This window comes from Microbispora sp. H10830 (assembly GCF_014161375.1).
Taxonomy (GTDB): Bacteria; Actinomycetota; Actinomycetes; order Streptosporangiales; family Streptosporangiaceae; genus Microbispora; species Microbispora catharanthi.
The window spans coordinates 274,246-300,113 of the sequence record NZ_JABBWX010000005.1 but is presented as its reverse complement, the minus strand read 5'-3'; the positions used below and the strand labels follow the sequence as shown (position 1 = coordinate 300,113).

At 71.0% G+C, this 25,868-nt stretch carries 19 protein-coding genes; 11 read left to right on the top strand and 8 right to left on the bottom strand.

What is annotated here, in order from left to right; all coding sequences use genetic code 11:
• Window positions 1-21: 21 nt before the first annotated feature.
• Window positions 22-1,209: a sorbosone dehydrogenase family protein gene (locus tag HHX35_RS16175; protein WP_182899614.1), complete on the bottom strand. Its 1,188-nt coding sequence runs from the start codon at window positions 1,207-1,209 to the stop codon at window positions 22-24.
• A 65-nt stretch (window positions 1,210-1,274) separates the two neighbouring features.
• Here HHX35_RS16175 and HHX35_RS16170 point away from each other — a divergent pair, with 65 nt between their 5' ends.
• The 5 genes from HHX35_RS16170 to ilvC all read left to right on the top strand — a co-directional run bounded on the left by HHX35_RS16170 (window position 1,275) and on the right by ilvC (window position 8,803).
• A complete protein-coding gene (locus HHX35_RS16170; protein ID WP_310739129.1) occupies window positions 1,275-2,195 on the top strand; it encodes a 2-hydroxyacid dehydrogenase in 921 nt (306 codons plus the stop codon).
• 300 nt (window positions 2,196-2,495) lie between these two features.
• A complete protein-coding gene (locus HHX35_RS16165; RefSeq protein ID WP_310739128.1) occupies window positions 2,496-5,135 on the top strand; it encodes an EAL domain-containing protein in 2,640 nt (879 codons plus the stop codon).
• Window positions 5,136-5,352: 217 nt separating this feature from the next.
• Window positions 5,353-7,173 carry an acetolactate synthase large subunit gene (locus HHX35_RS16160; RefSeq protein ID WP_139578364.1) on the top strand — a complete coding sequence of 607 codons (1,821 nt, stop codon included), beginning with the start codon at window positions 5,353-5,355 and terminating at the stop codon, window positions 7,171-7,173.
• Window positions 7,174-7,228: 55 nt separating this feature from the next.
• Window positions 7,229-7,753, top strand: coding sequence for an acetolactate synthase small subunit (gene ilvN / locus HHX35_RS16155; protein WP_030506098.1), 525 nt, complete (start codon window positions 7,229-7,231; stop codon window positions 7,751-7,753).
• 57 nt (window positions 7,754-7,810) lie between these two features.
• Window positions 7,811-8,803: a ketol-acid reductoisomerase gene (ilvC, locus tag HHX35_RS16150; protein WP_182899749.1), complete on the top strand. Its 993-nt coding sequence runs from the start codon at window positions 7,811-7,813 to the stop codon at window positions 8,801-8,803.
• A gap of 117 nt (window positions 8,804-8,920) precedes the next feature.
• Here the strand turns inward: ilvC and dacB are convergent, their stop codons facing one another.
• From dacB to HHX35_RS16130, 4 genes are all read right to left on the bottom strand, one after another.
• Window positions 8,921-10,510: a D-alanyl-D-alanine carboxypeptidase/D-alanyl-D-alanine-endopeptidase gene (gene dacB / locus HHX35_RS16145; protein ID WP_310739127.1), complete on the bottom strand. Its 1,590-nt coding sequence runs from the start codon at window positions 10,508-10,510 to the stop codon at window positions 8,921-8,923.
• An 81-nt stretch (window positions 10,511-10,591) separates the two neighbouring features.
• On the bottom strand, window positions 10,592-11,125 hold the full coding sequence (locus HHX35_RS16140) for a DUF1707 and FHA domain-containing protein (protein WP_142562188.1): 534 nt from the start codon (window positions 11,123-11,125) through the stop codon (window positions 10,592-10,594).
• 127 nt (window positions 11,126-11,252) lie between these two features.
• Window positions 11,253-12,170, bottom strand: a complete 918-nt coding sequence (locus HHX35_RS16135; RefSeq protein ID WP_310739126.1) for a CAP domain-containing protein — start codon at window positions 12,168-12,170, stop codon at window positions 11,253-11,255.
• Between the two features lie 171 nt (window positions 12,171-12,341).
• Entirely contained in the window at window positions 12,342-12,980 is a 639-nt protein-coding gene (locus HHX35_RS16130) for a DinB family protein (protein ID WP_182899611.1), read from the bottom strand.
• Between the two features lie 88 nt (window positions 12,981-13,068).
• Here HHX35_RS16130 and HHX35_RS16125 point away from each other — a divergent pair, with 88 nt between their 5' ends.
• Entirely contained in the window at window positions 13,069-14,118 is a 1,050-nt protein-coding gene (locus tag HHX35_RS16125) for a sigma-70 family RNA polymerase sigma factor (protein WP_220505472.1), read from the top strand.
• Here the strand turns inward: HHX35_RS16125 and HHX35_RS16120 are convergent.
• Window positions 14,038-15,477, bottom strand: a complete 1,440-nt coding sequence (locus HHX35_RS16120) for an MFS transporter (RefSeq protein ID WP_182899609.1) — start codon at window positions 15,475-15,477, stop codon at window positions 14,038-14,040. The two genes, HHX35_RS16125 and HHX35_RS16120, sit on opposite strands and share 81 nt — an antisense overlap.
• Before the next feature lie 139 nt (window positions 15,478-15,616).
• A complete protein-coding gene (locus HHX35_RS16115; RefSeq protein WP_182899608.1) occupies window positions 15,617-16,534 on the bottom strand; it encodes a hypothetical protein in 918 nt (305 codons plus the stop codon).
• A gap of 361 nt (window positions 16,535-16,895) precedes the next feature.
• Between HHX35_RS16115 and serA the strand changes: the two genes are divergently transcribed.
• From serA to HHX35_RS16095, 4 genes are all read left to right on the top strand, one after another.
• Window positions 16,896-18,485 (top strand): phosphoglycerate dehydrogenase, encoded by a 1,590-nt coding sequence (gene serA, locus HHX35_RS16110; RefSeq protein WP_182899607.1) that lies wholly within the window; start codon window positions 16,896-16,898, stop codon window positions 18,483-18,485.
• 517 nt (window positions 18,486-19,002) lie between these two features.
• Entirely contained in the window at window positions 19,003-20,211 is a 1,209-nt protein-coding gene (locus HHX35_RS16105; RefSeq protein ID WP_220505471.1) for an ROK family transcriptional regulator, read from the top strand.
• Between the two features lie 76 nt (window positions 20,212-20,287).
• Window positions 20,288-21,334 carry a 3-isopropylmalate dehydrogenase gene (locus tag HHX35_RS16100; RefSeq protein WP_139578371.1) on the top strand — a complete coding sequence of 349 codons (1,047 nt, stop codon included), beginning with the start codon at window positions 20,288-20,290 and terminating at the stop codon, window positions 21,332-21,334.
• Window positions 21,335-21,477: 143 nt separating this feature from the next.
• The gene (locus HHX35_RS16095) at window positions 21,478-22,569 is read left to right on the top strand and encodes a branched-chain amino acid aminotransferase (protein WP_182899606.1); all 1,092 of its coding nucleotides are present in this window, start codon (window positions 21,478-21,480) and stop codon (window positions 22,567-22,569) included.
• A 33-nt stretch (window positions 22,570-22,602) separates the two neighbouring features.
• Here HHX35_RS16095 and HHX35_RS16090 read toward each other — a convergent pair whose 3' ends face one another.
• Window positions 22,603-23,229 (bottom strand): hypothetical protein, encoded by a 627-nt coding sequence (locus HHX35_RS16090; protein ID WP_182899605.1) that lies wholly within the window; start codon window positions 23,227-23,229, stop codon window positions 22,603-22,605.
• An 863-nt stretch (window positions 23,230-24,092) separates the two neighbouring features.
• On the opposite strand from HHX35_RS16090, the gene cimA reads away from it, so the two are divergent.
• Window positions 24,093-25,667, top strand: a complete 1,575-nt coding sequence (cimA, locus tag HHX35_RS16085; protein WP_182899604.1) for a citramalate synthase — start codon at window positions 24,093-24,095, stop codon at window positions 25,665-25,667.
• Window positions 25,668-25,868: the final 201 nt, after the last annotated feature.

The window sequence follows — 25,868 nt, the reverse complement described above, 5'->3', positions numbered from 1 at the left end:
GCGCTGATCAGGAGGCGCTGATCAGGAGGGCCGCACCACCAGGATCCGGTCGTCGCCGTCCCTGGGGGATCCGCGCCCGTCCCGGTTGCTGGTGCTCACCCACAGCGTGCCGTCGGGCGCCGCGGCCACCGCGCGCAGCCTGCCGTACTCGCCCGTGTACAGCGCGGCGGGACGGCCGACGCGGCCCGAGGCGTCCACCGGCACGCGCCAGAGGCGCTCGCCGCGCAGCGCCGCGGCCCACAGCGCCCCCCGGGCGTACGCGAGGCCGGACGGCGACGCCTCGGCGGTTGACCAGGTGAGCAGCGGGTCGGTGTATCCGGGCCGGCCGCCCACCCCCTCGACCTCCGGCCAGCCGTAGTTGCGGCCCTTCTCGATGAGGTTGATCTCGTCGTAGGTGTTCTGGCCGAACTCGGTGGCGTACATGTGCCCCCGGTCGTCCCAGGCCAGGCCCTGCACGTTGCGGTGCCCATAAGTCCACACCAGGGTGCCGAAGGGGTTGCCCGGGGCGGGCCGGCCGTCCGCCGTCATGCGCAGGATCTTGCCGCCCAGCGAGCTCCTGTCCTGGGCCATGCCGCGTTCGCCGGTCTCCCCGGTCGAGGCGTACAGGTAGCCGTCCGGGCCGAAGGCGAGGCGGCCCCCGTTGTGGATGGCCCCCTTCGGGATGCCGCTGACGATCACCCGGCGGTCGGAGAGCCGCCCGTCGTAGCGGTAGCGGACGATCCGGTTGTCGTTCCGGGCGGTGAAGTAGACGAAGACGAAGTGGTCGGCGGCGTAGCGGGGCGAGACGGCCACGCCCAGCAGGCCGCCCTCGCCGCTCGCGGACACCCCCTCGATCACGCCGGCCTCGTGGACCTGGCCGCGCGGTGTGACCCGCAGCAGCCGTGCCGACTCGCGCTCGGTCACCAGCGCGTCGCCGCCGGGCAGGAACGCGATCGCCCAGGGCACCGTCAGACCGGTGACCAGTGTGCGCGGCGCGGCCGGAGTGACATTCGTCTCACCGCCGCCCGTGGCGGCACCCGGAGTCGTGCCCCCAGTCACACCCGCAGTGCCACCCGCAGTGCCACCCCCAGTGGCGCCCGTGACGTCGCTCGCGGCGGGCAGCGGCGGGGGAGTCCTGCCCCCGCCCTCCTCACCCGGCGCGCACGCCACAGTCGCCGTCAGAAGGGCCGCCCCCAGAAGCGCCGCGCCCACACCGTGCCTGTTCGCCATCCCCGATGACCTCCTCACGTACCCATACTCGCTGGCGGGGGCGATGGTTCCCTAGGTTGTTCCTCGTGAAGATCTGGGTCGCATCACAGGACATCGCCGACGCACTCACGGAGCTTCCCGAAGGGCTCCCCGCCCTCGACTGCGCCGTGTACGACGGGAGGACGCCACCGCCCGGCCCGCCCGAGGAAGTGGAGATCTGGGTGCCTCCGCTGGTCCCGGTGCCGGACATCCCCGGCCTTCTGGGCCGCATGACCAGCCTCCGCCTGCTGCAGACCGTCACGGCGGGGGTCGAGCCCTACCTGCCACACGTGCCGCCGAAGGCGGTCCTGTGCAACGCGCGGGGCGTCCACGACGCCGGCACGGCCGAGTGGGCGGTGGGCGCCATGATCGCGATGCTGCGGGAGTTCCCCGGCTTCGCGGCCGCCCAGGCCAGACGCGAGTGGACCTACCACCACACCGGCGTCCTCGCCGACTCCACCGTGCTGATCGTCGGGTACGGCTCGATCGGCGAGGCGCTCGAACGGCGTCTGGCCGGATTCGAGGTGGACATCGTCCGGGTGGCGCGCACGGCCAGGGACAACGTCCACGGCCAGGACGAACTGCCCGCGCTGCTGCCCGCCGCGGACGTGGTCGTGCTGCTGGTGCCCGCCACGACGGGAACGACCGGTCTCGTGGACGCCGAGTTCCTCGCCCGGATGAAGGACGGCGCGCTGCTGGTGAACGCCGCGCGCGGGTCGGTCGTGGACGCCGACGCGCTGCTGGCCGAGTTGAGGACGGGCAGGCTGCGGGCCGCGCTCGACGTCACCCCCGTCGAACCGCTGCCGTCCGATCACCCGCTCTGGACCGCGCCGGGGGTCTTCATCACCCCGCACATCGCCGGCAGCACGCCCGCGTCCGTACGGCGTACGCGGAGGCTGGTGCGGGAACAGGTGATCCGTCATCTGACGGGCCGTCCACTCGATAACATGATCACCGGGCATTACTGACCGCTCCATTAAGGATTCCGGAACGTGGCTGCCTCGTGACCTGGGGTGCGTACGGTGGAGCTCAGCGTGCGCGGCTGGTTATCAGATCGGTGACGACTCGCTTGTTGTCCCCCTCTCGATCAGCGGCTGTGCGCACACTGGCCATGTGACAGGGAGAGTAAAGCCGAGTCGAGAACGGGAGGGGCAGTGATGACACACCCCACCGAACCCGGCGACGGTTATGCGACTCCGGCCTCCGCCGAAACCCCGGAGGACACGACGGCCGGCGGCGAAGCGGCGACAGGTGCAGAGGCGACGCGCGTGAAAGTCAGGCGTGACCCCCGGGTCCCACTCACCACCGCGGCCGGGCTCGGCGCGGTGGCGGTCGTCGTGGCCCTGGTCACCGGAGGCTCGGCGCCGGTCGTGACCGCGATCGCGGGGGTCGTCACCGGCCTGCTCGCGGCGATCTCGCTGATCATGGCCGCCTCCCGCGTCGTCCCTGCCCACCGGCGCCAGCCAGGCGCCTGGCGGTGGATGGCCGCAGGGTCGCTGACCTGGCTCCTCGGCGTCGGCGTACGTCCCGTGGCCGACGGCACGCCGTTCGTGCTCACGTTCGCCGACCTGCTCATGCTCGTCGGGTCGGTGCTGCTCGCGATCGGCTGCGGCATGTCGGTGAAACCACCCGCGTTCACGCGCGGGGTGATACGCCAGGCGGCCGACGCCTACCTGGGCGCGGCGTCGGTCTTCGCCGTGGCCTGGGTCGCCGTGCTCGGCCCGGCGTTCAGGAAGGCGGAGGACACCGGAGCGTTCTTCGTCGCGCTCGCGCTGCCCGTGGTCTGCCTGCTCGCGACCTGCGCCGTGACACCGGCCGTGGCGGCCTCCCGGTCGGGCAACCGGGTGGTCGGGCTCACCGGCGTAGGGGTGCTCACCGCGATAACGGTGGCCGAGATGGCCACGGCCCTCGCCCGTCTCGACGGCGACACACCGCCGCTCGCGGCAGGGCTCGTCGTCCCGGCCATGCTGCTGGTCCTCGCCGTCGCCCCGTGGGTGCAGGAGGACCGGCCGGCCAGGCCGCTGCCCGCCGCACTGACGGCCGCCACCCCGCTCGTGCTGGTCGCCGCCGCCACGCTGGTCGCCACCCTGTACGCGATCGGGAACAGCCGTGACGCCGCCCTGGCGGTCGTGGCCGCCTCGGTCGTCCTCGTCCTGCTCGGCCGGCTGTTCGTGCTCCTGGTCGAGACCGCGGGCATGCGCCGCCTCGTCGACGTCGGCGAGCAGCAGCTGCGCAGGCTGGCCGAGAACACCGGCGACGTCGTGCTCGTGTGCGACCCCGGCGGTGTCATCCAGGAGGTGGGCCCCGGCCTCGAGACGACGTACGGCTACTGCCCCGAGGACCTCGCCTTCCGGCCGATCTTCGACTACATCCACCCCGAGGACCTGCCGGCCGTACAGGCCCTGCTCGACCGCATGACGGACGAGGACGACGACGGGCCCGAGCAGGGGGGCGGCACCCGCATCTCCTGCCGGTTCCGCGCCTCCGACGGCACCTGGCGTCCCACGGAGTCCGTCGCCGCCCGGCACGTACGCGACGACGACCTCGTCCTGGTCACGATCCGCGACCTCAGCGACCAGGTGGCCCTGCGCAACCAGGTCACCCACCTGACCTTCCACGACGGGGTCACCGGGCTGCCCAACCGGGCCTACTTCGAGGAACGCGCCCGGGACGTGCTCACCCGCCGCGGCGCCGGCGGGACCGCGGTGATCTTCCTGGACCTCGACGGCTTCACCTCCGTCAACGACTCCGTGGGCCACGCCAGCGGCGACCACCTGCTCGGCCAGGCCGCCCGCCGCCTGCGCTCGGCCGTACGGGCCGACGACACGCTCGCCCGATGGGGCGGGGACGAGTTCGCGGTGCTGCTGGAGGGTGGGGCGTCCGGCGGCGCCGACGCCCAGACCGCCATCGACCTGGCCGAGCGGCTCGTCCGCGCGGTCTCGAACGAGCCGTTCCGGGTCGCGGACCGGGACATCGCGCTGACGGCCAGCGTCGGTGTGGCGTTCGCCGAGGAGGACCTGCCGCCCGGAGACCTGCTGCGCAACGCCGACGTGGCGATGTCGCGGGCCAAGGAGCTCGGCGGGCGCCGGGTGGAGGTCTTCGCCACCCACATGCACGCCGACGTCCTGCGCCGCCTGGAGATCGCCTCCGACCTGCAGCGGGCGCTGCTGGAGAACCAGTTCGCGATCGAGTATCAGCCCGTGGTCGACCTGGCCACGTCGCGGGTGACCGCGGTCGAGGCGCTGGTGCGCTGGTGGCGGGGCAGCACGTTCGTGCCGCCGGAGCAGTTCCTCGGGCCCGCCGAGGACACCGGGATCATCGTGCCGCTCAGCGAGTGGATTCTGCGCGAGGCGTGCCGCGAGGTGGCGGCCTGGCGCGCGTCGTCCTGGGACATCGGGCTGGCGCTGAACCTGTCCGCACGGCAGATCATGGCGCCGCGCTTCGTGGAGACCGTGGCGGAGGCGCTGAGCGAGAGCGGACTGCCCGCCAGCGCGCTGACCCTCGAGGTCATCGAGGAGATGCTGGTCGAGGACGCCGGGGAGATGATCAGCAGGCTGTCGGAGCTGAGGACTCTCGGCGTACGGCTGGCCATCGACGACTTCGGCACCGGCTACGCGTCGCTCGCGTTCCTGCGCCAGCTGCCGGTCGACATGATCAAGATCGACCCGTCGTTCGTCTCCGGGCTCGGCCGCGACGACACGCTGACCCTGCTGACGAAGACGATCGTGCAACTCGGCAACGACCTCGGCCTGATCGTCGTCGCCGAGGGCATCGAGCGTCCCGAGCAACTCGACCTGCTGCGCAAGATGGGCTGCACGCGCGGCCAGGGCTATCTGGTGGCCCGCCCCATGACCGCACGCGGCGTCGACTCCCTGATGCCCACCACCACCCTCCAGAACACCGCCTAGCCGGTTTCCGGGACGCTGGAGGGGCGCCGGTGACATAACCTGGGAGTCCGTTGCGGGTGTCTTGGATGGCGAGACGGGCGTCCCAGATGATTTGACGTGGAGGCGCTCCATCGGACATCGTGTAGCCATGCATAGCGGTGGGATTCTCGTAGTACTTCGCAGGCGCGCAGCCTGACGAAGCCCTCGGTCCTGCGCGCGCCCCAGCTCCGCCCAGCGGATGGGGCATTTTTTATGCCAGGAGTCACGCCAAGCAGCCAAGCCAGAAGCAAGCTCAGCCACAAGGAACGAGCCGATGACCGAGAAAATGACAGGTGCCCAGGCCCTCGTGCGGGCGCTGGAGCAGGTCGGGGTCGACACGGTGTTCGGGATCCCCGGCGGGGCCATTCTCCCCGCCTACGATCCCCTCTACGACTCGACCAAGGTCCGGCACGTGCTTGTACGGCACGAGCAGGGTGCCGGCCACGCGGCCGAGGGGTACGCGCAGGCGACCGGCAGGGTCGGGGTGTGCATGGCCACCAGCGGCCCGGGAGCGACCAACCTGGTCACCCCGATCGCCGACGCCTACATGGACTCGGTGCCGATCGTGGCGATCACCGGGCAGGTGGCCTCGCCGCTGATCGGGACCGACGCCTTCCAGGAGGCCGACATCTCCGGCATCACGATGCCGATCACCAAGCACAACTTCCTGGTCACCAACGCCGAGGACATCCCGCGGACCATCGCCGAGGCGTTCCACGTCGCCGCCACCGGGCGCCCGGGGCCGGTCCTGGTGGACATCTCCAAGGACGCCCTGCAGGCCACCACCACCTTCTCCTGGCCCCCTGTCATGCAGCTGCCCGGCTACCGTCCGGTGACCCGGCCGCATTCCAAGCAGATTCGCGAGGCCGCCCGGCTGATGACCGAGGCCAAGCGGCCGGTGTTCTACGTCGGCGGCGGCGTGCACAAGGCGCAGGCCGCGGCCGAGCTGCTGGAGCTGGCCGAGCTGACCGGCATCCCGGTGGTCACCACGCTGATGGCGCGGGGCACCTTCCCCGACAGCCACCCCCAGCACATGGGCATGCCCGGCATGCACGGCAGCGTCTCGGCCGTCGGCGCGCTGCAGCGCTCGGACCTGTTGATCGCGCTCGGCACCCGCTTCGACGATCGGGTGACCGGGGAGCTGTCCAGCTTCGCGCCGAACGCGAAGGTGATCCACGCCGACATCGACCCGGCGGAGATCTCCAAGAACCGGCATGCCGATGTGCCGATCGTGGGCGACTGCCGTGAGGTGATCGGGGATCTGATCACGGCGGTGCGATCCGAGCAGGCCGACGGCCGCAAGGGCGACTACACCGAGTGGTGGAGGACCCTCAACGGCTACAAGGAGACCTACCCGCTGGGGTATGAGGAGTTCGCCGACGGGTCGCTGGCCCCGCAGTACGTGATCGAGCGGCTGAGCGCGCTGGTGGGGCCGGAGGCGATCTACACCGCGGGTGTGGGCCAGCACCAGATGTGGGCCGCGCAGTTCGTCAAGTACGAGCACCCGGGGACGTTCATCAACTCCGGTGGTGCGGGCACGATGGGCTTTTCCGTCCCGGCCGCGATGGGCGCGAAGATGGGCTGCCCGGACAAGGTCGTGTGGGCGATCGACGGCGACGGGTGTTTCCAGATGACCAACCAGGAGCTGGCGACCTGCGCGATCGAGGGTGTGCCGATCAAGGTGGCGGTCATCAACAACGGCAACCTCGGCATGGTCCGCCAGTGGCAGACCCTGTTCTACGACGAGCGGTACTCCAACACCGATCTGCAGCGGGTCAAGCGGATTCCCGACTTCGTGAAGCTGGCCGAGGCGTACGGTTGTGTCGGCCTGCGGTGTGAGCGTCCGGAAGACGTGGACGAGACGATCCGCAAGGCCATGGAGATCAACGACGTGCCGGTGGTGGTCGACTTCGTCGTGCACCAGGACGCGATGGTCTGGCCGATGGTCGCCGCAGGCACCAGCAACGACGACATCAAGTACGCCCGCGACATGGCGCCGAACTGGGAGGGTGGAGAATGAGCCCGGCCACGGCCCGACGCGACAACGACCAGCAGCGCGAGGAGATGGAGCAGGCATGAGCCGCCACACGCTGTCCGTCCTGGTGGAGAACAAGCCGGGCGTGCTGGCCCGGGTCGCCGCCCTGTTCAGCCGCCGTGGGTTCAACATCGACTCGCTGGCGGTCGGGCCCACGGAGCACGACGACATCTCGCGGATGACCATCGTCGTCAACGTGGAGGACCTCCCGCTGGAGCAGGTCACCAAGCAGCTCAACAAGCTGGTCAACGTCATCAAGATCGTCGAGCTCGACAACAGCCAGTCGGTGCAGCGCGAGCTGATGTTGATCAAGGTGCGGACCGACTCCGAGAGCCGGTCGCACGTCCTCGAACTCGTGAACCTCTTCCGGGCGCGTTGCGTGGACGTGGCCCCGGACGCGGTCACGATCGAGGTCACCGGGACGACCGACAAGCTGGAGGCGTTCGTCCGGGTCCTTGAGCCTTACGGCATCAAGGAGCTCGTGCAGTCGGGCATGGTGGCCATCGGCCGCGGCGCCCGTTCCATCACCGACCGCTCGCTTCGCGCCCTCGACCGCAGCGCATAGCTCCTATGGCAGGCACGTCGCGACGGACAACCCGTGAAAGGCAAGTAAGTGACTGAGATCTTCTACGACGACGACGCCGACCTGTCGATCATCCAGGGCCGCCACGTCGCGGTGCTGGGTTACGGCAGCCAGGGTCACGCGCACGCGCTGAGCCTGCGCGACTCGGGCGTGGACGTCCGGGTCGGCCTGCCCGAGGGCTCCAAGAGCCGGGAGAAGGCCGAGGCCGACGGGCTGCGCGTGCTGTCGCCGGGCGAGGCCGTCGAAGAGGCCGACCTCACGATGATCCTCGCGCCGGACCACATCCAGCGGCACCTGTACGCCGAGCACGTCGCGCCGAACCTCGTCGAGGGCGACGCGCTGTTCTTCGGCCACGGCCTCAACATCCGCTATGGCCTCATCGACGCCCCGGCGGGCGTCGACGTCGCGATGGTGGCGCCGAAGGGCCCGGGTCACCTGGTCCGCCGCCAGTACTCCGCGGGCCGCGGCGTGCCCTGCCTGGTCGCCGTCGAGCGCGACGCCACCGGCAACGCCTGGCCGCTCGTGCTGTCGTACGCCAAGGGCATCGGCGGCACCCGGGCCGGCGCGCTGAAGACGACCTTCACCGAGGAGACCGAGACCGACCTGTTCGGCGAGCAGGCCGTGCTGTGCGGCGGCGTCTCCGAGCTGATCAAGGCCGGGTTCGAGACGCTGATCGAGGCCGGCTACCAGCCGGAGGTCGCCTACTTCGAGTGCCTCCACGAGATGAAGCTGATCGTGGACCTGATGTACGAGGGCGGCATCTCCAAGATGTACTGGTCGGTGTCCGACACCGCCGAGTACGGCGGCTACACCCGCGGCCCGCGCGTGGTCAACGAGGAGACCAAGAAGGAGATGCGCCGCATCCTGGACGAGATCCAGGACGGCCGCTTCGCCCGCGAGCTGGTCGAGGAGTTCGACTCCGGCCAGACCAACTTCAAGCGCTACCGCGAGGAGCTGGCGGGCCACTCCATCGAGCAGACCGGCGGCAAGCTCCGCCCGATGATGAGCTGGCTCAAGGGCGAGCAGGCCTGAGGCTCGCGAACGCTCGCGTGACCGCGGCGCCGCGCCCCGCCGACGAGGTGGGGAGCGGCGCCGCGTCGCGTTTCACGGACCCCGTTGTCGCCGGTCGGCCACCGGGGTCCGGACGATTCAGCACCGGGCGGGCTTGAGCCAGGAGCACTCGAGGTCACCGGCCGACCGCCGCGAGGACGACGGGGCGGTCTCCTGCGGCGACGACCTGGGAGTCACGCTGCGCGCGGCCGCCGCCTCGTCCACCGCGGCCTTCCTGCTGAATTGGGCCAGCCTGACGGCGATCCGGTCCTCCAGGTCCCGCGGCGGGCCGGACAGGTAGCCGTTGCTGATGACCGAGAAGACCAGCGGCTCACCGTCAGCGCTGGTCACGTAGCCCGACAGCGCGGTCACGCCGGTCAGCGATCCGGTCTTGGCGTGCACGTTTCCGGCCGCCGCCGTGCCGCCCATCCTGCTGCGCAGCGTGCCGCCGACCATCCGCTCCGCCTGTCCCGCGATCGGCAGGGCGGCGTACCAGGTGGGGAACCAGGGCTTGCCGCGCACCGCCGCGAGCAGGGCCGTGATTCCGGCGGGCGTCAGGGCGTCCACCCTGGACAGGCCGGAGCCGTCCCGCAGCCGCAGCGTCTTGACGCCGTTCGCCTGTGCGAACGCGGTCGTCACGGCGAGTCCGGCCGCCCACGTCCCCGCTCCGGAGACCTTGCGTCCCATCGTCTTGGTGAGGATCTCCGCGTGCATGTTGTTGCTCAGCTTCAGGAACGGCACGAGCAGGTCGCCGAGGGTCATCGACCGGCGTGAGGCGACCGTGGCCGCCTTGGCCGGGGCGGTCCCGCGCACGGTCGGCCCGAGCACCTTCACGCCGTGCCGGGTCAGCCCCTCCCGGAACAGGGAGGCCGCGTAGAGAGCGGGGTCCCACACCGCGACCCACTCGTCGTACGGCTCGGAGACCGTGCCGCTGACCACGACGGTGTCGGTGCCGTGCTGCCGCTCGACGAGCACGTCGGTCTCGTCGCCGGTGACGGCCCTGTTCACGATCTTCACGTAGCCGGTCGCCGGCGTGGTGGACACCGTGGCGGCCTTGCCGGGGCCGTCTCCGGGCGCGACCGAGACGATCACCGAGCCCGCGTCGTAGTCCGTGTCGGGCGCCGCGGTCAGCGCGGAGATCTGACCGGCGTAGTAGTACGGCTCGTCGTCCCAGGCCCAGTCGGTGCCGAGCCGTACGTCGTCGAACCAGGTGTCGTCGGCGATCAGCCGTCCCGTGACGACCTTGACCCCGGCCGCCGCGACCTTGGCGGCGAGCGCGTCGTAGTCGGCGGCGAGCATGGTGGGGTCGCCCGTGCCCCGCAGCGTGAGGTCCCCGACGACCGTGCGGCCCACCGTGGACGCGGCGAGCACGTCGGTCGTGAACCGGAAGTCCGTGCCGAGCGTGTCGAGGGCGGCGGCCGAGGTGAGCAGCTTGGTGTTGGAGGCGGGGGTGAACAGCTTGTCCGCGTCGAGGGAGTAGAGGTCCTCGCCGGTGGCCGCGGCGCGCACGGCGACGCCCGCCCGCGCGGGATCCAGCCGGGAGTCGGCGAGGATCTGGTCGAGGTCGCGGGTCAGGTCCGCGACGCCGGGGGCCGGGTCCCGCGCCCCGGCGGGGACGCCGGAGCCCGCGATCCCGGTGGCCAGGACGGCACCGGCCAGCATGATCGTGATACGTCGTGACAACCGCACAGTCCGCTCCCGGGTGAGTGGCTTTCCGCGATCGTCGGTGAGCGGCGCCGGGGCGGCAATACGGAAATGTACGTATAGCGATCAGGCCGGCATCGAGACCAGGAACACGCAGTCGCCGAAGGCCACCTCGTCGCCGGCCCGCACGGACGCGGGGCCGACCAGGCGCCAGCCGTTCAACCGGGTGCCGTTCATCGAGCCGAGGTCGACGAGCAGCCAGGAGTCGTGCTCCCGCCGCAGCTCGGCGTGCACCCGCGAGACGGTCAGGTCGGCGAGGACGAGATCGCAGGAGGAGCCGCGGCCGACCAGGTAGCGGGCCCGGCCGTCGGCGGGCAGGGCGAGCCGGGGCAGCCGGGGACGCCGCCAGGCGGACTCGATCCGGTTGCTCAGCTCCGACACGGAGGCGACGGCGTCGGTGATCCTTCTGCGCCAGCGCCCGCGGTGCGGGAGGTCTGCGACCAGCTCGTCCAGCTCGTTGCGGTTGCGAGCACGAAGCGCCAGGTCCACCCGGCCGACGAAGGTCTCCATGGACAGGCGTCCTTCGGCGGCCCGGTCGCGGAGCTCGCTGAGCGCGCGCTCGCGGTCCCCGTCCGAGGCGCGAACCGGGGGAGAGCTCATGATTGGAGTATCCGCCGCAGTAGTCCGAGGTGTCCAGAAGACCGCCGTATTCGCCGCCGATCCCGGTGTGGGAGCGGGGCCGCCGGGCGTGGCGTCCCCGCTCCCGCGCCGGGATCGGCGCACGTTTCTACTGCCGGCCGAAGTCCTGGGTCCAGTACGGGCCGCCGGCGGCGACGTACCCGACCCCGATGTCGGTGTAGTTGCAGTTGAGGATGTTCTGCCGGTGTCCGGGGCTGTTCATCCAGCCCTGGACCACCGCCTGGGCGGTGCCGTAGCCCTTGGCGATGTTCTCCGCCGCCGCACGCCAGGTGTATCCGGTGGCCGTGATGCGGTCGGAGAAGGAACGGCCGTCCTTCGAGGTGTGGTCGAAGTAGTTCTTGGCGGACATGTCGGCCGAGTGGGCGTACGCGGCGGAGCGCAGGCGCGCGTCGTGCTTCAGCGGGCCGCAGCCCGCCTTCGCCCGCTCGACGTTGGTGAGGCGCACGACCTCGTTCTCGATGGCGGTGCCCACGGCCGAGCCGCTCGTGGGAGAGGCGCTGGGAGCGGTGGAGGCGGGGGCGCTCGCGGAGGGACTCGCGGCCGTGCTCGGGACAGTGCTCGGGACCGCGGAGGGGCTGGTGGTGGGGACGGCGGTGGGGCTTGGGGAAGAGGTGGCCGTGGGAATGGGGGTGGGGACGTCACAGTCGAGGCGCACCGGCCTCGACCGCGACACGTGGCCGCGGTAGTCGGTGACGACGCTGTAGTACGCACCGTCCGCGCAGGTCAGCGCGACGACGACGCGCGCGTTCGTGACCACCTTGGAGCCGCTCTTGACCACGCGGTCGGGGCCCGGCCTGTTGTTCACGATCCGGACCCGGAAACGGGCGTTGTCGATGCAACCGGCCCGCGAGCCCGCAGCGCGGATCTTGCCGTCCACGCTGACGTAGGGCTTCGCGGCGGCGACCCGGCAGCCCGCGTGCTGGGCCTCGGCCTGAGCGGGGCCGGCCGCCATGCCGACGGCCGCGACGCTCCCGAGGCACAGGACCGCTCCGAGCGCTCTGTTCACGATCATTCCTCCAGTGGGGGTTAGACGCTGGGGAAGTCGTCATTATGGTCGGCTACAGACCGACATGTGGTGATAAATCGGTCCAATCCCTAAAGTATCTACCTTCTCTTAAACTTCCTTTATCCTGCATCTGGCCGCAGATGTCCGATAATCAGCAGGTCAGCGGCATGATCAGCGAGTGGATCGCCTTGAGGGGCGCTTAAGGTCGCGGTCGGCCTCCCGCGCCACGCGTTCCAGCTCCTCGCGGTAGCTCTCCCACCACGACAGATCGCCGGCCGTCACGACGTCGTCGCCGTCCCGGTAGCCGGTGCCGCCGTCGATCGACTCGCGCACGATGTCGGCGTGGCCGGCGTGCCGGTGGGTCTCGGCGATCATGTGGACGAGCACGCGGTGCAGGGTCGCCTGCCGGTGCTCCTCGGGCCACCACACGATGTGGGCGGCCGACTCTAGCGGCAGCGCCGCGATCGTGGCGTCCGCGTGTCCCCAGGCGCGCCGGTACACCCCGGTGACGTACTCCCTGGACTCCTCGGCGGTGGCCCACATGTCCGTGTTCCTGGCGAAGGCGGCGGGCCCGAGATCGGGACGGAACCAGGGCACGGGCTCGTCGAAGTGACGGCCGAACACGAACCCCAGATACAGCAGCTCGACGCCGGCCAGATGCTTGACCAGCCCCAGCAGGTTGGTGCCCGTCGGCGTCAACGGGCGGCGGACGTCGTATTCCGAGAGCCCGTCCAGCTTCCACAGCAGGGCGTCGCGTGCATCCTGCAGATAGCGGCGCAGGTCGGCCTTCAGTTCCGCCTCGGTGATCATGGCGTGTCTCCTGTTCGGGAGGAACGGTCGGGAGCCGGTCGTGCTCCCCGGTAGGGAAGACTCCCGATGTGAGGCAGAATCGTCGCTCGTGGGCGAGGTTTTTTCCCCGACGGCAGCGGACGGCGACCTGGCGCGGGCGCGAGACGGGGACGAGGCCGCGTTCACCAGGCTGGTCCGGCCGCTGCGCCCGGAGCTGCACGCCCACTGCTACCGCATGCTCGCCTCGGTCCACGACGCCGACGACGCCCTCCAGGACGCCCTGCTGCGGGCCTGGCGGGGCCTCGCCCGCTTCGAGGGCCGTTCCTCGCTGCGCTCGTGGCTGTACGCCGTGACCACCCACGCCTGCCTCGACCTCGCGGAGAGTCGGGGCAGGCGGGCGCTGCCCATGGACCTGGGCCCGTCGAGCGAGCGCGCGGTCGTGGACGGGCAGGTTCCGCTCGGCGACGTCGCCTGGCTGGGCCCCTATCCCGACGCCGGCCTCACGGACGGCCCGGCGGGGCGCTACGAGCGGCGCGAGGCCGTGGAGCTCGCCTTCGTCGCCGCTTTGCAGCACCTGCCCGGCAACCAGCGTGCGGCGCTGCTCCTCTTCGAGGTGCTCGGCTTCTCCGCCGCCGAGATCGCCGCGATGATGAAGACCTCGGCCGCCTCCGTGAACTCGGCTCTGGCGCGGGCCCGCAGGATCCTCGCGGAGAGGGCGCCCTCCCTCGACCGGCAGCGGGCGACGCGCGTCATCGGCGACCTCCGGGTGCGGGAGATCGCCGTCGGATTCGCGTCCGCCCTCGAACGCGGGGACGCCGACGCCCTGATCGCGCTGCTCACCGACGACGTCACCTGGTCGATGCCCCCGCTGCCGCACTGGTATCGCGGCATCGCGGCGGTCGCCGACTTCGCCGTGCGAGTGCCGCTCACCCGCTGCCCGAGCTGGCGGTATGTCCTGACCGGCGCGAACGGCCAGCCGGCCGTGGCCTTCTACGTCGGCGAGGGCGCCGCCCGCCCGCACACCGCCTGGTCGATCACCGTGCTGACCCTGCGGGACGAGCGCATCTGCGAGATCACCTCATTCCTCGGCGCGGAGCACTTCGCCGGGTTCGGGCTGCCCGCCGCCCTGCCCGTCGCTCCCGGGGGCGGCGGCCGCTGAGGCCGTGCTCCCGGCCCCGCCGGTGACGGCGGCGAGGCGGTCGGCGGTCAGCTTGTATTTGAGGGTCATCAGCACGCCCGCGAACGTGATCAGGGCGGGCACCACGGTCACGCCGATCATCACGGCGACGTGGGCGCTGTTCGGCTGGGTCACCGGATGCTCGGGATCGGAGGAGACGAAGCCTCCCGCGCTCAGCACCCATCCGTACGCGGTCGCCCCGAGCGCCGCCACCGCGTTCTCCACCGCGGTCCACAGGCCCGTGAAGATTCCGCCCCTGCGCTCACCGCTCACCGCTCCGTCGTACGCGATGACGTCGGCGAGCATGGAGAACTGCAGCAGTTGCAGGCCCGCGTAGCCGACGCCGACGATCATCACGCACAGGTGCGCGTACAGCTCGCCGAGCGCGGGCGTCGCGAGGATCAGCAGCGCGCCGGCCGTGAACAGCGCGCCGGAAAGGATCATCGCGCCGCGCTTGTCGAGCTTGCGGGCCAGCCACACCCACAACGGCATCGTGACCAGCATCGGCCCCACGAGCGCCGCGAAGAGCGTGGTGGTGGCGGAGGTGTCGTCGAGCGCGTAGGCGGCGAAGTAGGGCGCACCGGCGAGCATCACGCCGGCCCCGAGCGTCTGCGCGGAGCTGAGCCCGAGCAGCCACAGGAACTGCTTGCTCGTGCGGGCGGCGGCAAGCTGCTCCCGCAGCGTCCCCTCGGACCTCTGCGGCCCGGTGAAGGGCGCGCGGGCGGTGCCGAAGAACGAGCCCAGCATCGCGACGAGCAGGATCACGCCGAAGGCGACGCCCATGGTGCGGTATCCGTCGGCCGTCTCACCGGCGATCATCGGGGCGAGGATGCCGCTCATCGCGATCCCGATCGCGATGAGGACCATGCGCCACTGAAGCAGCGAGGTCCGCTCGTGGTAGTCCGTGGTCATCTCCGCGGGCATCGCCTTGTACGGCACCTCGTAGAGGGCGTATCCGGTCGCGGCGGCCAGGAAGGTGACCCCCACGTACAGGGCGGCGGGTACGCCGGTGAGCGGCGGCCCGGCGAACATGAGGCCGAACGACACCGGCAGCACGAGGGCCCCGGCGAGCAGCCAGGGCCGGCGTGGTCCCCAGCGTGAGACCGTGCGGTCCGACCAGCGGCCGACCAGAGTGTTGGCGACCAGGTCCCAGGCCTTGGGCAGGAAGAGCACGACGCCCGCGAACGCGGCCGGCACCGCGAGCACGTTCGTCATGTAGAAGAGCAGCAGCAGCCCGGGGATCGTGGAGAAGTTGGCCGTGCAGAACGAGCCGACGGCGTACCCGAGGCGAACCCCGAGGGAGACCTTCGACGGGGAGGGCGTCGCCGCCGTGGAGACCATGGCGACATTCAAGCCGAGCAAGCGACCGTTCGGAAGGACTCTCCGGCAACGGTTCGGCGGCTGCCCGGTGTCTTGTCGATCTCCGTCTCGCCGATCTCCGCCGGACGGTGCCGGCGGAGATCGGCGACGGGGTTCCGGCTCAGTCGCGCACGTCGGGGCAGACGACGTGCGCGCCGATCTCGATCAGGCGGCGTTCGGTGTGCGCGTCGGCGACCCGCGCCATGAGCACCGGGGCCTCGCTGGCCGCCAGCTGCGGCAGCCGGGCGCGCACCCGCCGGTGCAGTTCCTTCACGATGTCGTCGGCGGCGAGGATGTGCACCTTGACGTGCAGCATGATCCCCCACAACCCGGCCGCCGTGCGCGCCTCGGAGATCCAGACGTGGTGGACGTAGGGATACTCCGGCAGCAGTTCGGCGACCGCCACCCGCAGCGCCGGCAGGATCGGATGGCGCGTCCTGCGGTAGCCGGGGTCCACGACCTGCATGGCCCCCGACAGGTGCTGGCGGGGGGCGGGGATCCACTGCGACGGAAGTGGGGAGGGCACCGCCGCGACCGGGGCGGGCACGGGCGGAGCGGGCACGGGCGGGGCGGGCGCGGGCGGCGGGGGAGCCTGCCGCGTCGCCTGCGCGCGGGTCACGGTCGCCATCGCGCCCGTGGCGTACGCGGTCGGGGCGGCCGAGCTCAGGGCCGACAGGGCGGGAGCGGGACCGGTGCGGGTCTCCTCCAGGTAGCGCCGGAGGTCGTCGATCGGCACGGCGGCGGCAGCGGGGCCGGCCGCGTCGATCACGATCTCGCGTACGCCTGTGACGCGCTGGATGTCGAGCATGGTGTCGACGTCGCACGCCGACAGCGAGTGGCTGCCACGGTGCCGGGCGTAGGTCGCCGGTCCCGTGTAGCCCAGCAGAACGCGTTCGCCGTTCTGCGTCGTGCCGAGCACCACGGAGCGGTCGGGGCGGACCGCCACCAGGATGCCCCACTCCGCGAGAGCCGCCAGGAGTTGCCGGGGGCTGCCATGCCGCGCGAGAACGTCGCCCAGGGAGGGGTTCCCGATGCTCATAGCCTGAACGATAGGGACTGGACCATGGCGAATCAGGCTAATCCCCAGATTAGGTGCGATCAATACCGAGATGGGTGGCAGTCCGTATGGATCAGGCGTAGACGGGGTACATCGATCGGCTGTGCCCGTATGTGAGCGAGTCTCACGAACCCCGCCGGTCCCACCGGAACCTTCCGGACGACCGGGCCACGGGGCGGCGCCGAAGCCGCGCCGATCGAGAATCCGAGACCGGGTCGTCGTGCCGCCGCGACACCGCCGAGACCTTGGGTGTCTCGTATGCCGGGCGCTCGTGAGAGCTTTCACAAGGCCCGGATAGACTCACGTCGTCCGCGCTGTCGCACTTCACGAAGGACTCAACCCAGTGAACAAGCCCGTCGTACTTGTCGCAGAAGAGCTCTCAGAAGCGGGTCTCGCCGTGCTCGGCGCGGATTTCGAGGTCCGGCACACCGACGGCGCCGACCGGTCGCAGCTGCTGCCCGCCCTCGCCGACGTGGACGCCCTGATCGTACGCAGCGCCACCCAGGTGGACGCGGAGGCCATCGCGGCTGCGCACAAGCTGCGCGTCGTCGCCCGCGCCGGTGTGGGCCTGGACAACGTCGACGTCGAGGCCGCGACCAAGGCCGGCGTCATGGTCGTGAACGCCCCGACCTCCAACATCACCAGCGCCGCCGAGCACACGGTCGCGCTGATCCTCGCCAGCGCCCGCAACGTCGCCCAGGCGCACTCCGCGCTCAAGGACGGCGAGTGGAAGCGCTCGAAGTACACCGGCGTCGAGCTCGACGAGAAGGTCATCGGCATCCTCGGCCTCGGCAAGATCGGCCAGCTTGTCGCGCAGCGCCTGCAGCCGTTCGGCGTCGAGATCATCGCGTACGACCCCTACCTGCAGCCGGCCCGCGCGGCGGCGATGGGCGTGCGGCTGGCGTCGCTGGAGGAGGTGCTCCAGCAGGCCGACTTCATCACCGTGCATCTGCCGAAGTCGAAGGAGACCGTCGGCCTCATCGGCGACCGCGAGCTGCACATGGTTAAGCCGAGCGTCCGGCTGATCAACGTCGCCCGTGGCGGGATCATCGACGAGAACGCCCTCTACTCCGCCCTCAAGGAGGGCCGCGTCGCGGGCGCGGGCATCGACGTGTTCGCCAAGGAGCCCTGCACCGACAGCCCGCTGTTCGAGTTCGACCAGGTCGTGGTGACCCCGCACCTCGGCGCCTCCACCCATGAGGCCCAGGAGAAGGCCGGCACGCAGGTCGCCCGCAGCGTCAAGCTGGCGCTCGCCGGCGAGTTCGTGCCCGACGCGGTGAACGTCCAGGGCGGCGCGGTCGCCGAGGACGTCAAGCCGGGCCTGCCGCTCACCGAGAAGCTGGGCCGCATCTTCACCGCGCTCGCGGGCGAGGTGGCCACCCGCCTGGACGTCGAGGTCCGCGGCGAGATCTCCGCCCAGGACGTCCGGGTCCTGGAGCTGGCCGCGCTCAAGGGCGTCTTCACCGGCGTCGTCGAGGACGCGGTGACCTACGTCAACGCGCCGCTGCTGGCCAAGGACCGCGGTGTCGTGGTCGAGCTGGTCACCAGCGCGGAGAGCCCCGACTGGCGCAACGTCATCACGGTGCGCGGCGTGCTCGCCGACGGCCGCACGGTCTCGGTCTCCGGCACCCTGTCCGGCCCCCGGCAGATCACCAAGATCGTCGAGGTCAACGGCTTCGCGATGGAGATCGAGCCGACCGAGCACCTGGCGTTCTTCACCTACGCCGACCGCCCGGGCATCGTCGGCATCGTCGGCCGCCTGCTCGGCGAGCACGGCGTGAACATCGCCTCCATGCAGGTCTCCCGGGACGTGAAGGGCGGCAAGGCGCTCATCGCGCTGACGGTCGACACGGCGATCCCGTCCGAGGTCGTCGAGCAGATCGCGGGGGAGATCGGCGCCGACAGCGGCCGTACGGTCGACCTGGAGGACTGAGCCCCGGCATCGGCTCATCGGACGGCCCGGCGCCCCGCGCGCCGGGCCGTCCGCGTTTTTCCGCCCGGTGTCGTCCACCCCGCGGTTTCCCGTCCCGTGGACCCTGTCTCACGAAGTGAGATACTAGGTCGTCCTACGAGATTGTGGGGTACTCTTGCGATGACGAGGCGCCCCGCACTTCCACCTGCCGCGACGGGGCCTGATCAGGGCAGGCCGGCCCGTCGCGGAGCGCCGCGCCGCCGGCCTTCGGCTCGCCAGTGACGCGTGACCCGCGTTCCATCGGCGGCCGACGTTCCGGATCCGCGACAGGCGGATCCGCGCTCAGCATTCCTCCGTCGAAGAGAGAATCGCCATGTACGAGATGTATCCCTGGGGCCGTTCCGAGGACGCTGAGGACGAGGCGGCCGCGGCCCTGCAGATCGCGCTCGACCGTCGCGACAACGGAGGCGTACCGCAGCGCTGACCTGGCCGGGATCGGCGGGACCGGCCACCCTCCGGATGTGCCAATCTTGAGTGCGTGGTGAGCATCGGCGGTGGGGCCGCGAACACGACCAGCCTGCTCCGGCTGATCAACCAGCGTGCGGTGTTCACCGAGATCTTCCGCCTCGGCAAGGCCTCGCGCCCCGAGCTCGCACAGGTGACCGGACTGTCCAAGCCGACGACCTCGATGGCGCTGGCCGACCTGGAGCGTGCCAGGCTCGTCCGCCCGGTCGGACTGCGCACCGGCGGCACCGGTCGCGCCGCGCTGCTCTACGAGATCAGGCCGGAGGCGGGCTGGGTGCTCGCCGCCGACATCGGCCGTACCACCGTGCGGCTCGCCCTCGCCGATCTCGTGGGCGACGTCGTCGTCCGCAGGCAGGAGCCCTCGGCGGCGGGGTCGTACGACGGACTGCTGGAGCAACTGGTGCGGTTGGCGGCCGAGGTCGTCGCCGAGGCCGGCCTGGAGCCCGGTGACGTCACCGTCACCGTGTTCGGCACCCCGGGAATCCACGACAAGGAGGGCGGGGCGCTCCGGCTCGCGCCGGGCCTGCCCGGCTGGGAGCGTCCCGGCGCGGTGGACGCGCTGGCCGGTGTGACGGGCTCGCCCTACACGGTCGAGAACGACGTCGACCTCGCGGCGGTGGGGGAGGGGGCCTACGGCCTGGGCAAGGAGGTCTCCCACTTCGTCCTCGTGTCCATCGGGACGGGCGTCGGCATGGGCGTGGTCATCGACGGCGGTCTCTACCGGGGCGCCCGGGGAGCGGCCGGCGAGATCTCCTACCTGCCGGTGGGGGTGCCGGGGGGCGGGGACGTCCCGGGCTTCGACCGAAGGCGCGGCGAGTTCGAGTCGGTCGCCTCCGCCGACGGCATCGTCGCGGCGGCGGCGCGCCTCGGCATGACGGCGGCCTCGGCCGAGGAGGTCGTCGACGCCGCGCGCCGCGGCGACGCGGTCGCGCGCACGGTGGTGGCCGCCGAGGCGGGCCACGTCGCTCGCGCCCTCGCCGGGGTGATCGCCGTGCTCGATCCCGAACTGGTCGTGCTCGGCGGCGGCATCGGCGCACAGGCCGGCGACCTGCTCGCCGGTCCGGTGGCGGAGCGGCTGGAGACGCTGGTGGCTCTCACGCCGCCGCGGATCGAGGTGTCCACGCTCGGGCCGGACGCCGTGATCCTCGGGGCGCTGGCGGTCGGGCTGTCCACGGCGCGGGACCTCGTCTTCGAGCGCGCCGTCGCGGCGGGACCCGCCTGACAAGCAGGTACGCCCGGGTAAGGACCGAATGGTGAGATCGTGTTTCGATCTCCGAGACAACCGGTAAGGTACACGCATGGAGTCGAGCAACATCCGCCTGGCAGTGATCCCCGGTGACGGTATCGGCACCGAGGTCGTCGCCGAAGGCCTCAAGGTCCTCAACGCCGCGGGCGTCAAGTCCGAGACCACCGAGTACGATCTCGGTGCCAAGCGCTACCACGCGACCGGGCAGACGCTTCCCGACGAGGTGCTCGACGAGCTGCGCGGCTACGACGCGATCCTGCTCGGCGCCGTCGGCGACCCGAGCGTGCCGCCCGGCGTCCTGGAGCGCGAGCTGCTGCTGCGCCTGCGCTTCGAGCTCGACCACTACGTGAACCTCCGCCCGGTCAAGCTGTTCCCCGGCGTGACGACTCCGCTCGGACAGGCCCGCCCCGAGGACATCGACATGATCGTCGTCCGTGAGGGCACCGAGGGCCCCTACGCGGGCGCCGGTGGCGCGATGCGCCGCGGCACGCCGCAGGAGATCGCCACCCAGGAGTCCCTGAACACGGCCTACGGCGTCGAGCGCGTCGTGCGCTACGCCTTCGAGAAGGCCCTGGGCCGGCCGCGCCGCAAGCTGACGCTGGTCCACAAGACCAACGTGCTGACGTACGCCGGTGACCTGTGGGCGCGCACCGTCGACCGGCTCAGCCTGGAGTTCCCCGAGGTCGAGACCGACTACTGCCACGTCGACGCGGCCTCCATGTTCTTCATCACGCAGCCGCAGCGGTTCGACGTGATCGTCACCGACAACCTGTTCGGCGACATCCTGACCGACATCGGCGCGGCGGTCGCCGGCGGCATCGGCCTGGCGGCCAGCGGCAACGTCAACCCGGCCCGCACGGCGCCGTCCATGTTCGAGCCCGTCCACGGCAGCGCGCCCGACATCGCCGGCCAGGGCAAGGCCGACCCGACCGCCACGATCCTGTCGGTCGCCATGCTCCTCGACCATCTCGGCCACGCCGCGGCGGCGGCCCGCGTCGAGCAGGCCGTGGCCGACGACCTGATCGAGCGCCAGGGCGCGTGGACGGCGCGCTCCACCCGCGAGATCGGCGACGACATCGCCGCCCGAGTAGCCGGCTGATCCCGGCCGCTCATCCCGACATCACGCGCATGGCGGCCCGGTATGGGCCGCCATGCGCTTTTTCATACCCGTCAAATGCCCTAGTTTTCCCTTAGCCGACTCGTCGCACAATTACTACGACGACGTAGAGAGAAGGACCTCGCATGACCACCCACCTCAGGTTCGACGCGCAGCTCAACCCGCAGGCCCGTAGTGCGGCCGAGCGCGAGCAGGTGCTGGCGAGCCCCGGCTTCGGTCAGGTCTTCACCGACCACATGATCTCCATCGACTGGAGCGAGGGGGAGGGCTGGCACGACGCGAAGCTTCAGCCGTACGGTCCGCTCGTCCTGGACCCCGCCACGTCGGTGTTCCACTACGCCCAGGAGCTGTTCGAGGGGCTCAAGGCGTACCGGCAGCCGAACGGCTCGATCGTCACCTTCCGGCCGTACGCGAACGCGGCGCGGTTCAACCAGTCCGCGCTGCGGATGGCGATGCCGGAGCTTCCCGAGGAGACGTTCGTCGAGTCGCTCGAACTCCTCGTGCAGACCGACCGCGACTGGGTGCCGACCGCCGAGGGCCACAGCCTCTACCTGCGCCCCTTCATGATCGCCACGCAGCCCGCCCTCGGGGTGAACCACCCCTCGCGGAGCTACAAGTACATGGTGATCGCCTCGCCCGCCGCGTCGTACTTCACCGGCGGCCTCAAGCCGGTCTCGGTCTGGCTGTCCACGGAGTACACCCGCGCGGCGCCCGGCGGCACCGGGTTCGCCAAGTGCGGCGGCAACTACGCGGCGGCGTTCGTGGCCCAGCGGCAGGCCGTCGAGGAGGGTTGCGACCAGGTCGTCTGGCTCGACGCCTTCGAGCACCGGTGGGTCGAGGAGATGGGCGGGATGAACCTGTTCTTCGTCTTCGGCGACCGCCTCGTCACCCCGGCGCTCACCGGGACGCTGCTGCCCGGCATCACCCGTGACTCGATCCTCAGCCTGGCCGCCGAGCTGGGATACACGGCGGAGGAGGGCAAGATCTCCATCGAGGAGTGGCAGGCGGGCTGCGAGTCCGGCGAGCTCACCGAGGTCTTCGCCTGTGGCACCGCCGCCGTCGTCACCCCCGTCGGCTCGGTCAAGGGCGTCGACCGGAGCTGGACCGTCGGCGACGGCACCCCCGGGCCGGTCACGATGAAGATCCGTGAGGAGCTCGTGGGCATCCAGTACGGCAGCCGTCCCGACGCCCACCACTGGATCCACAAGATCTGCTGACGGTCGGGGCAGGGCCCCGCCCTCTGGCAGGGCTCAGCCGGTCGCGACCGGGCAGGCCGTGCCCACCGCGAGGACGGACAGCGACACCAGCCCTTCGAGCAGGCCGCTGCCCCTGCCGGCGCCCACGCCGGCCCTGCCGTCGATCCTGAGCAGGGGCCGCGGGGCCGGGCACGGCGCCGGGTTCGCCGGAGCGGCGAGCTGAGGCGTGACGGGAGACGGCGAGGGCGTCGCGGTCACCGTGACGGTGACCGTGGGCACCGGGGTGGGCTTGGCGCCGGGCGTCTTCAGCGGCGCCGGGCTCACGGTCACCCGCGGGCCCGCGATGGTCACGTGCTGGGTGATGTTGCAGACCCGGGCGCGCCGGCACAGCGCGTTCTGCACGTTCGAGGAGCCGCCGGCGGTGTTGGTGGACGTGTGCTGGTAGCCGCGGTTGCGCGTGGACCCTTCCACGGACAGCTTGGTTTCGGGGTGGGTGCGCGGGTCCTTCCCGGTGGGGGCCACCACGTTCCGCTCCGCGCGGTCGCCTCGGCCGTGCCCGTTGTCGGCGGCGGCCCCGAGCGGGGCGACGCCGGTGATGAGCGCGGTCGTGGCCGAAGTGCCGACGAGAAGGAAACCGGCGAGTCTGCCTTTGAACGCCCCGCCGCCGCGCCGACAAGTCATTCGTCGCTCCCTGCTATATGAAAACGAGTCCTGGCGAAGAGGTTCGCGAATACGAACCGCTTTGCGAGAGTACTCGCCGAAGGAACGCTGATCGTGTGTCTCGCGTCCGTATGGCAGGTTATTACGGCGTCGTTGCCGGGAGCGACGAATAAACCGGGCGATCTTCCTGCAAACGGCCACGTGAATCGGTGGTTGCGTGGCCGTTTGCGGGCGAGTCACCAACCAGACGACGGTGCCGAGCTGCGCTGGTTGACGTCGCAGACCCGCTGAGAGAGCCGCTTGCATGCCGCCAACTGCGCGTTGGTCTTGCCGCTCTTGTTGCTCGCTCCGCCGCCATCGGCGGCCGCGGCCGGTTGGACGGCCTCGCTTCCCGTTGTTTCCCCCCGGCCGGGCGCGTGGTGCGGGATGAGGCCATCACCGATGAGAACAATTACGTATTCTTTGTTTGGCCAAATTTGCTCGCATATGGGGTTCTATTCGACCGGGCCCGGGGCGCGTCCGCAGGGTGATCCGTCGCCGGGCGGGCCGCCGGGCGGCGGACGGGTACGCCGCCGCGTACGCCCGGGCGGCCGGTCCGGTGGCGTCTCTCCTGGTCGTCGCACTCGTTCGTGGCCGCTGTGACCTGCGCGAACACTCCCAGACATCTCGTACTATGAGATCGATGTGCCAGAGGGTGACCGGCTGTGGCAAACTGCTCAGCACCATGTACTACGGTCTGCTCATTATCGGCAGGCGCGCCGGCTGAAGGACATCGCCGGCGCGCAGACCTCTCACGTCCGTGAGGGGTCTTTTTGTTTGAGTGGCCTTTCCGGTTGGGGCCGGTAGCGCGCGGCGAGACGCAACCCCGCGAAGGAGACACAGAGATGGCCGACGATCGTTTCCACGTGTACGACACGACGCTCCGCGACGGCGCCCAGCAGGAGGGGCTGAACCTCACGGTCGCCGACAAGCTGGCCATCGCACGTCACCTGGACGGCCTCGGCGTCGGCTTCATCGAGGGCGGCTGGCCGGGCGCGAACCCCAAGGACACCGAGTTCTTCCGGCGGGCTCAGACCGAGCTCGACCTGAAGCACGCGCAGCTCGCCGCGTTCGGCGCGACCCGCCGGGCGGGCGTGAAGGCCGCCGACGATCCCCTGGTGGCCGCGCTGCGCGAATCCGGCGCGCCGATCGTGACGCTCGTGGCCAAGAGCCACGACCGCCACGTGGAGCTGGCCCTCCGCACCACGCTGGAGGAGAACCTCGCGATGATCCGCGACACGGTCTCCCACCTGACCGCGGAGGGCCAGCGCGTCTTCCTCGACGCCGAGCACTTCTTCGACGGCTACCGCTCCAACCCCGCGTACGCGCTGGAGGTGCTGCGCACGGCCGCGGAGGCCGGGGCGTCGGTGGTCGCGCTGTGCGACACCAACGGCGGCATGCTCCCCGACGAGCTGGCCGACGTGGTGCACGAGGCGGCCGGCACCGGAGCCCGCGTCGGCATCCACTGCCACGACGACACCGGCTGCGCGGTCGCCAACACGCTGGCCGCGGTGAAGGCCGGCGCCACGCACGTGCAGGGCTGCGCCAACGGGTACGGCGAGCGCTCCGGCAACGCCAACCTGTTCACGGTGGTGGCCAACCTCCAGCTCAAGCGGGGATTCGACCTCGTGCCGCCGCAGTCGCTGCGTGAGATGACCCGCATCGCCCACGCGATCACCGAGGTCACCAACGTCACGCCGAACTCCCACCAGCCGTACGTCGGGACGTCGGCCTTCGCGCACAAGGCGGGCCTGCACGCGTCGGCGATCAAGGTGGACCCGAACCTCTACCAGCACATCGACCCCGCCGAGGTCGGCAACGACATGCGCATGCTGGTCTCCGACATGGCCGGCCGCGCCTCGGTGGAGCTGAAGGGCCGCGAGCTGGGCTACGAGCTCACCGGCGAGCAGTCCAGGCAGCTGGTCGAGCGGGTCAAGGACCTGGAGGCCAGGGGGCACACGTTCGAGGCGGCCGACGCGTCGTTCGAGCTGCTGCTGCGCGACACGGTCGACGGCGAGCACCGGCGTTACTTCACGGTCGAGTCGTGGCGGGTGATCGTCGAGCGCCGTCCCGGCGGCGACGTGGTCAGCGAGGCGACCGTCAAGCTCCACGCGAAGGGCGAGCGGATCATCGCGACCGGCGAGGGCAACGGCCCGGTCAACGCGCTCGACAGGGCGGTGCGGCTGGCGCTGGAGAAGCTCTACCCCGAGCTGGCCGGGGTCGAGCTCATCGACTTCAAGGTCCGGATCCTGGAGGGCACGCACGGCACGGACGCGGTGACCCGAGTGCTGATCACGTCGAGCGACGCGACCGGCGAGTGGGCCACGGTCGGGGTGGGCGAGAACATCATCGAGGCGTCGTGGCAGGCGCTGGAGCAGGCGGTGACGTACGGCCTGCTGCGGGCGGGACACAGCGCCTGACCAGCCGCCGAGCCCTCCGGGGACTGGTACGAGTGGTGCTCACGTTGCGCTCGTGGATGCTGTGGTTTTAGTGACATTTAGTCTAGTTGGTGCTTAGATAGGCGAAGCTCCTGAGGCGGTCTTCGCCACGATCGGCGATCCCGGCCGCGGTTCCAGCCTCAGCGCCCCGCTCTGGCTCAACGGAGGGTGAAGGCAAGAAGT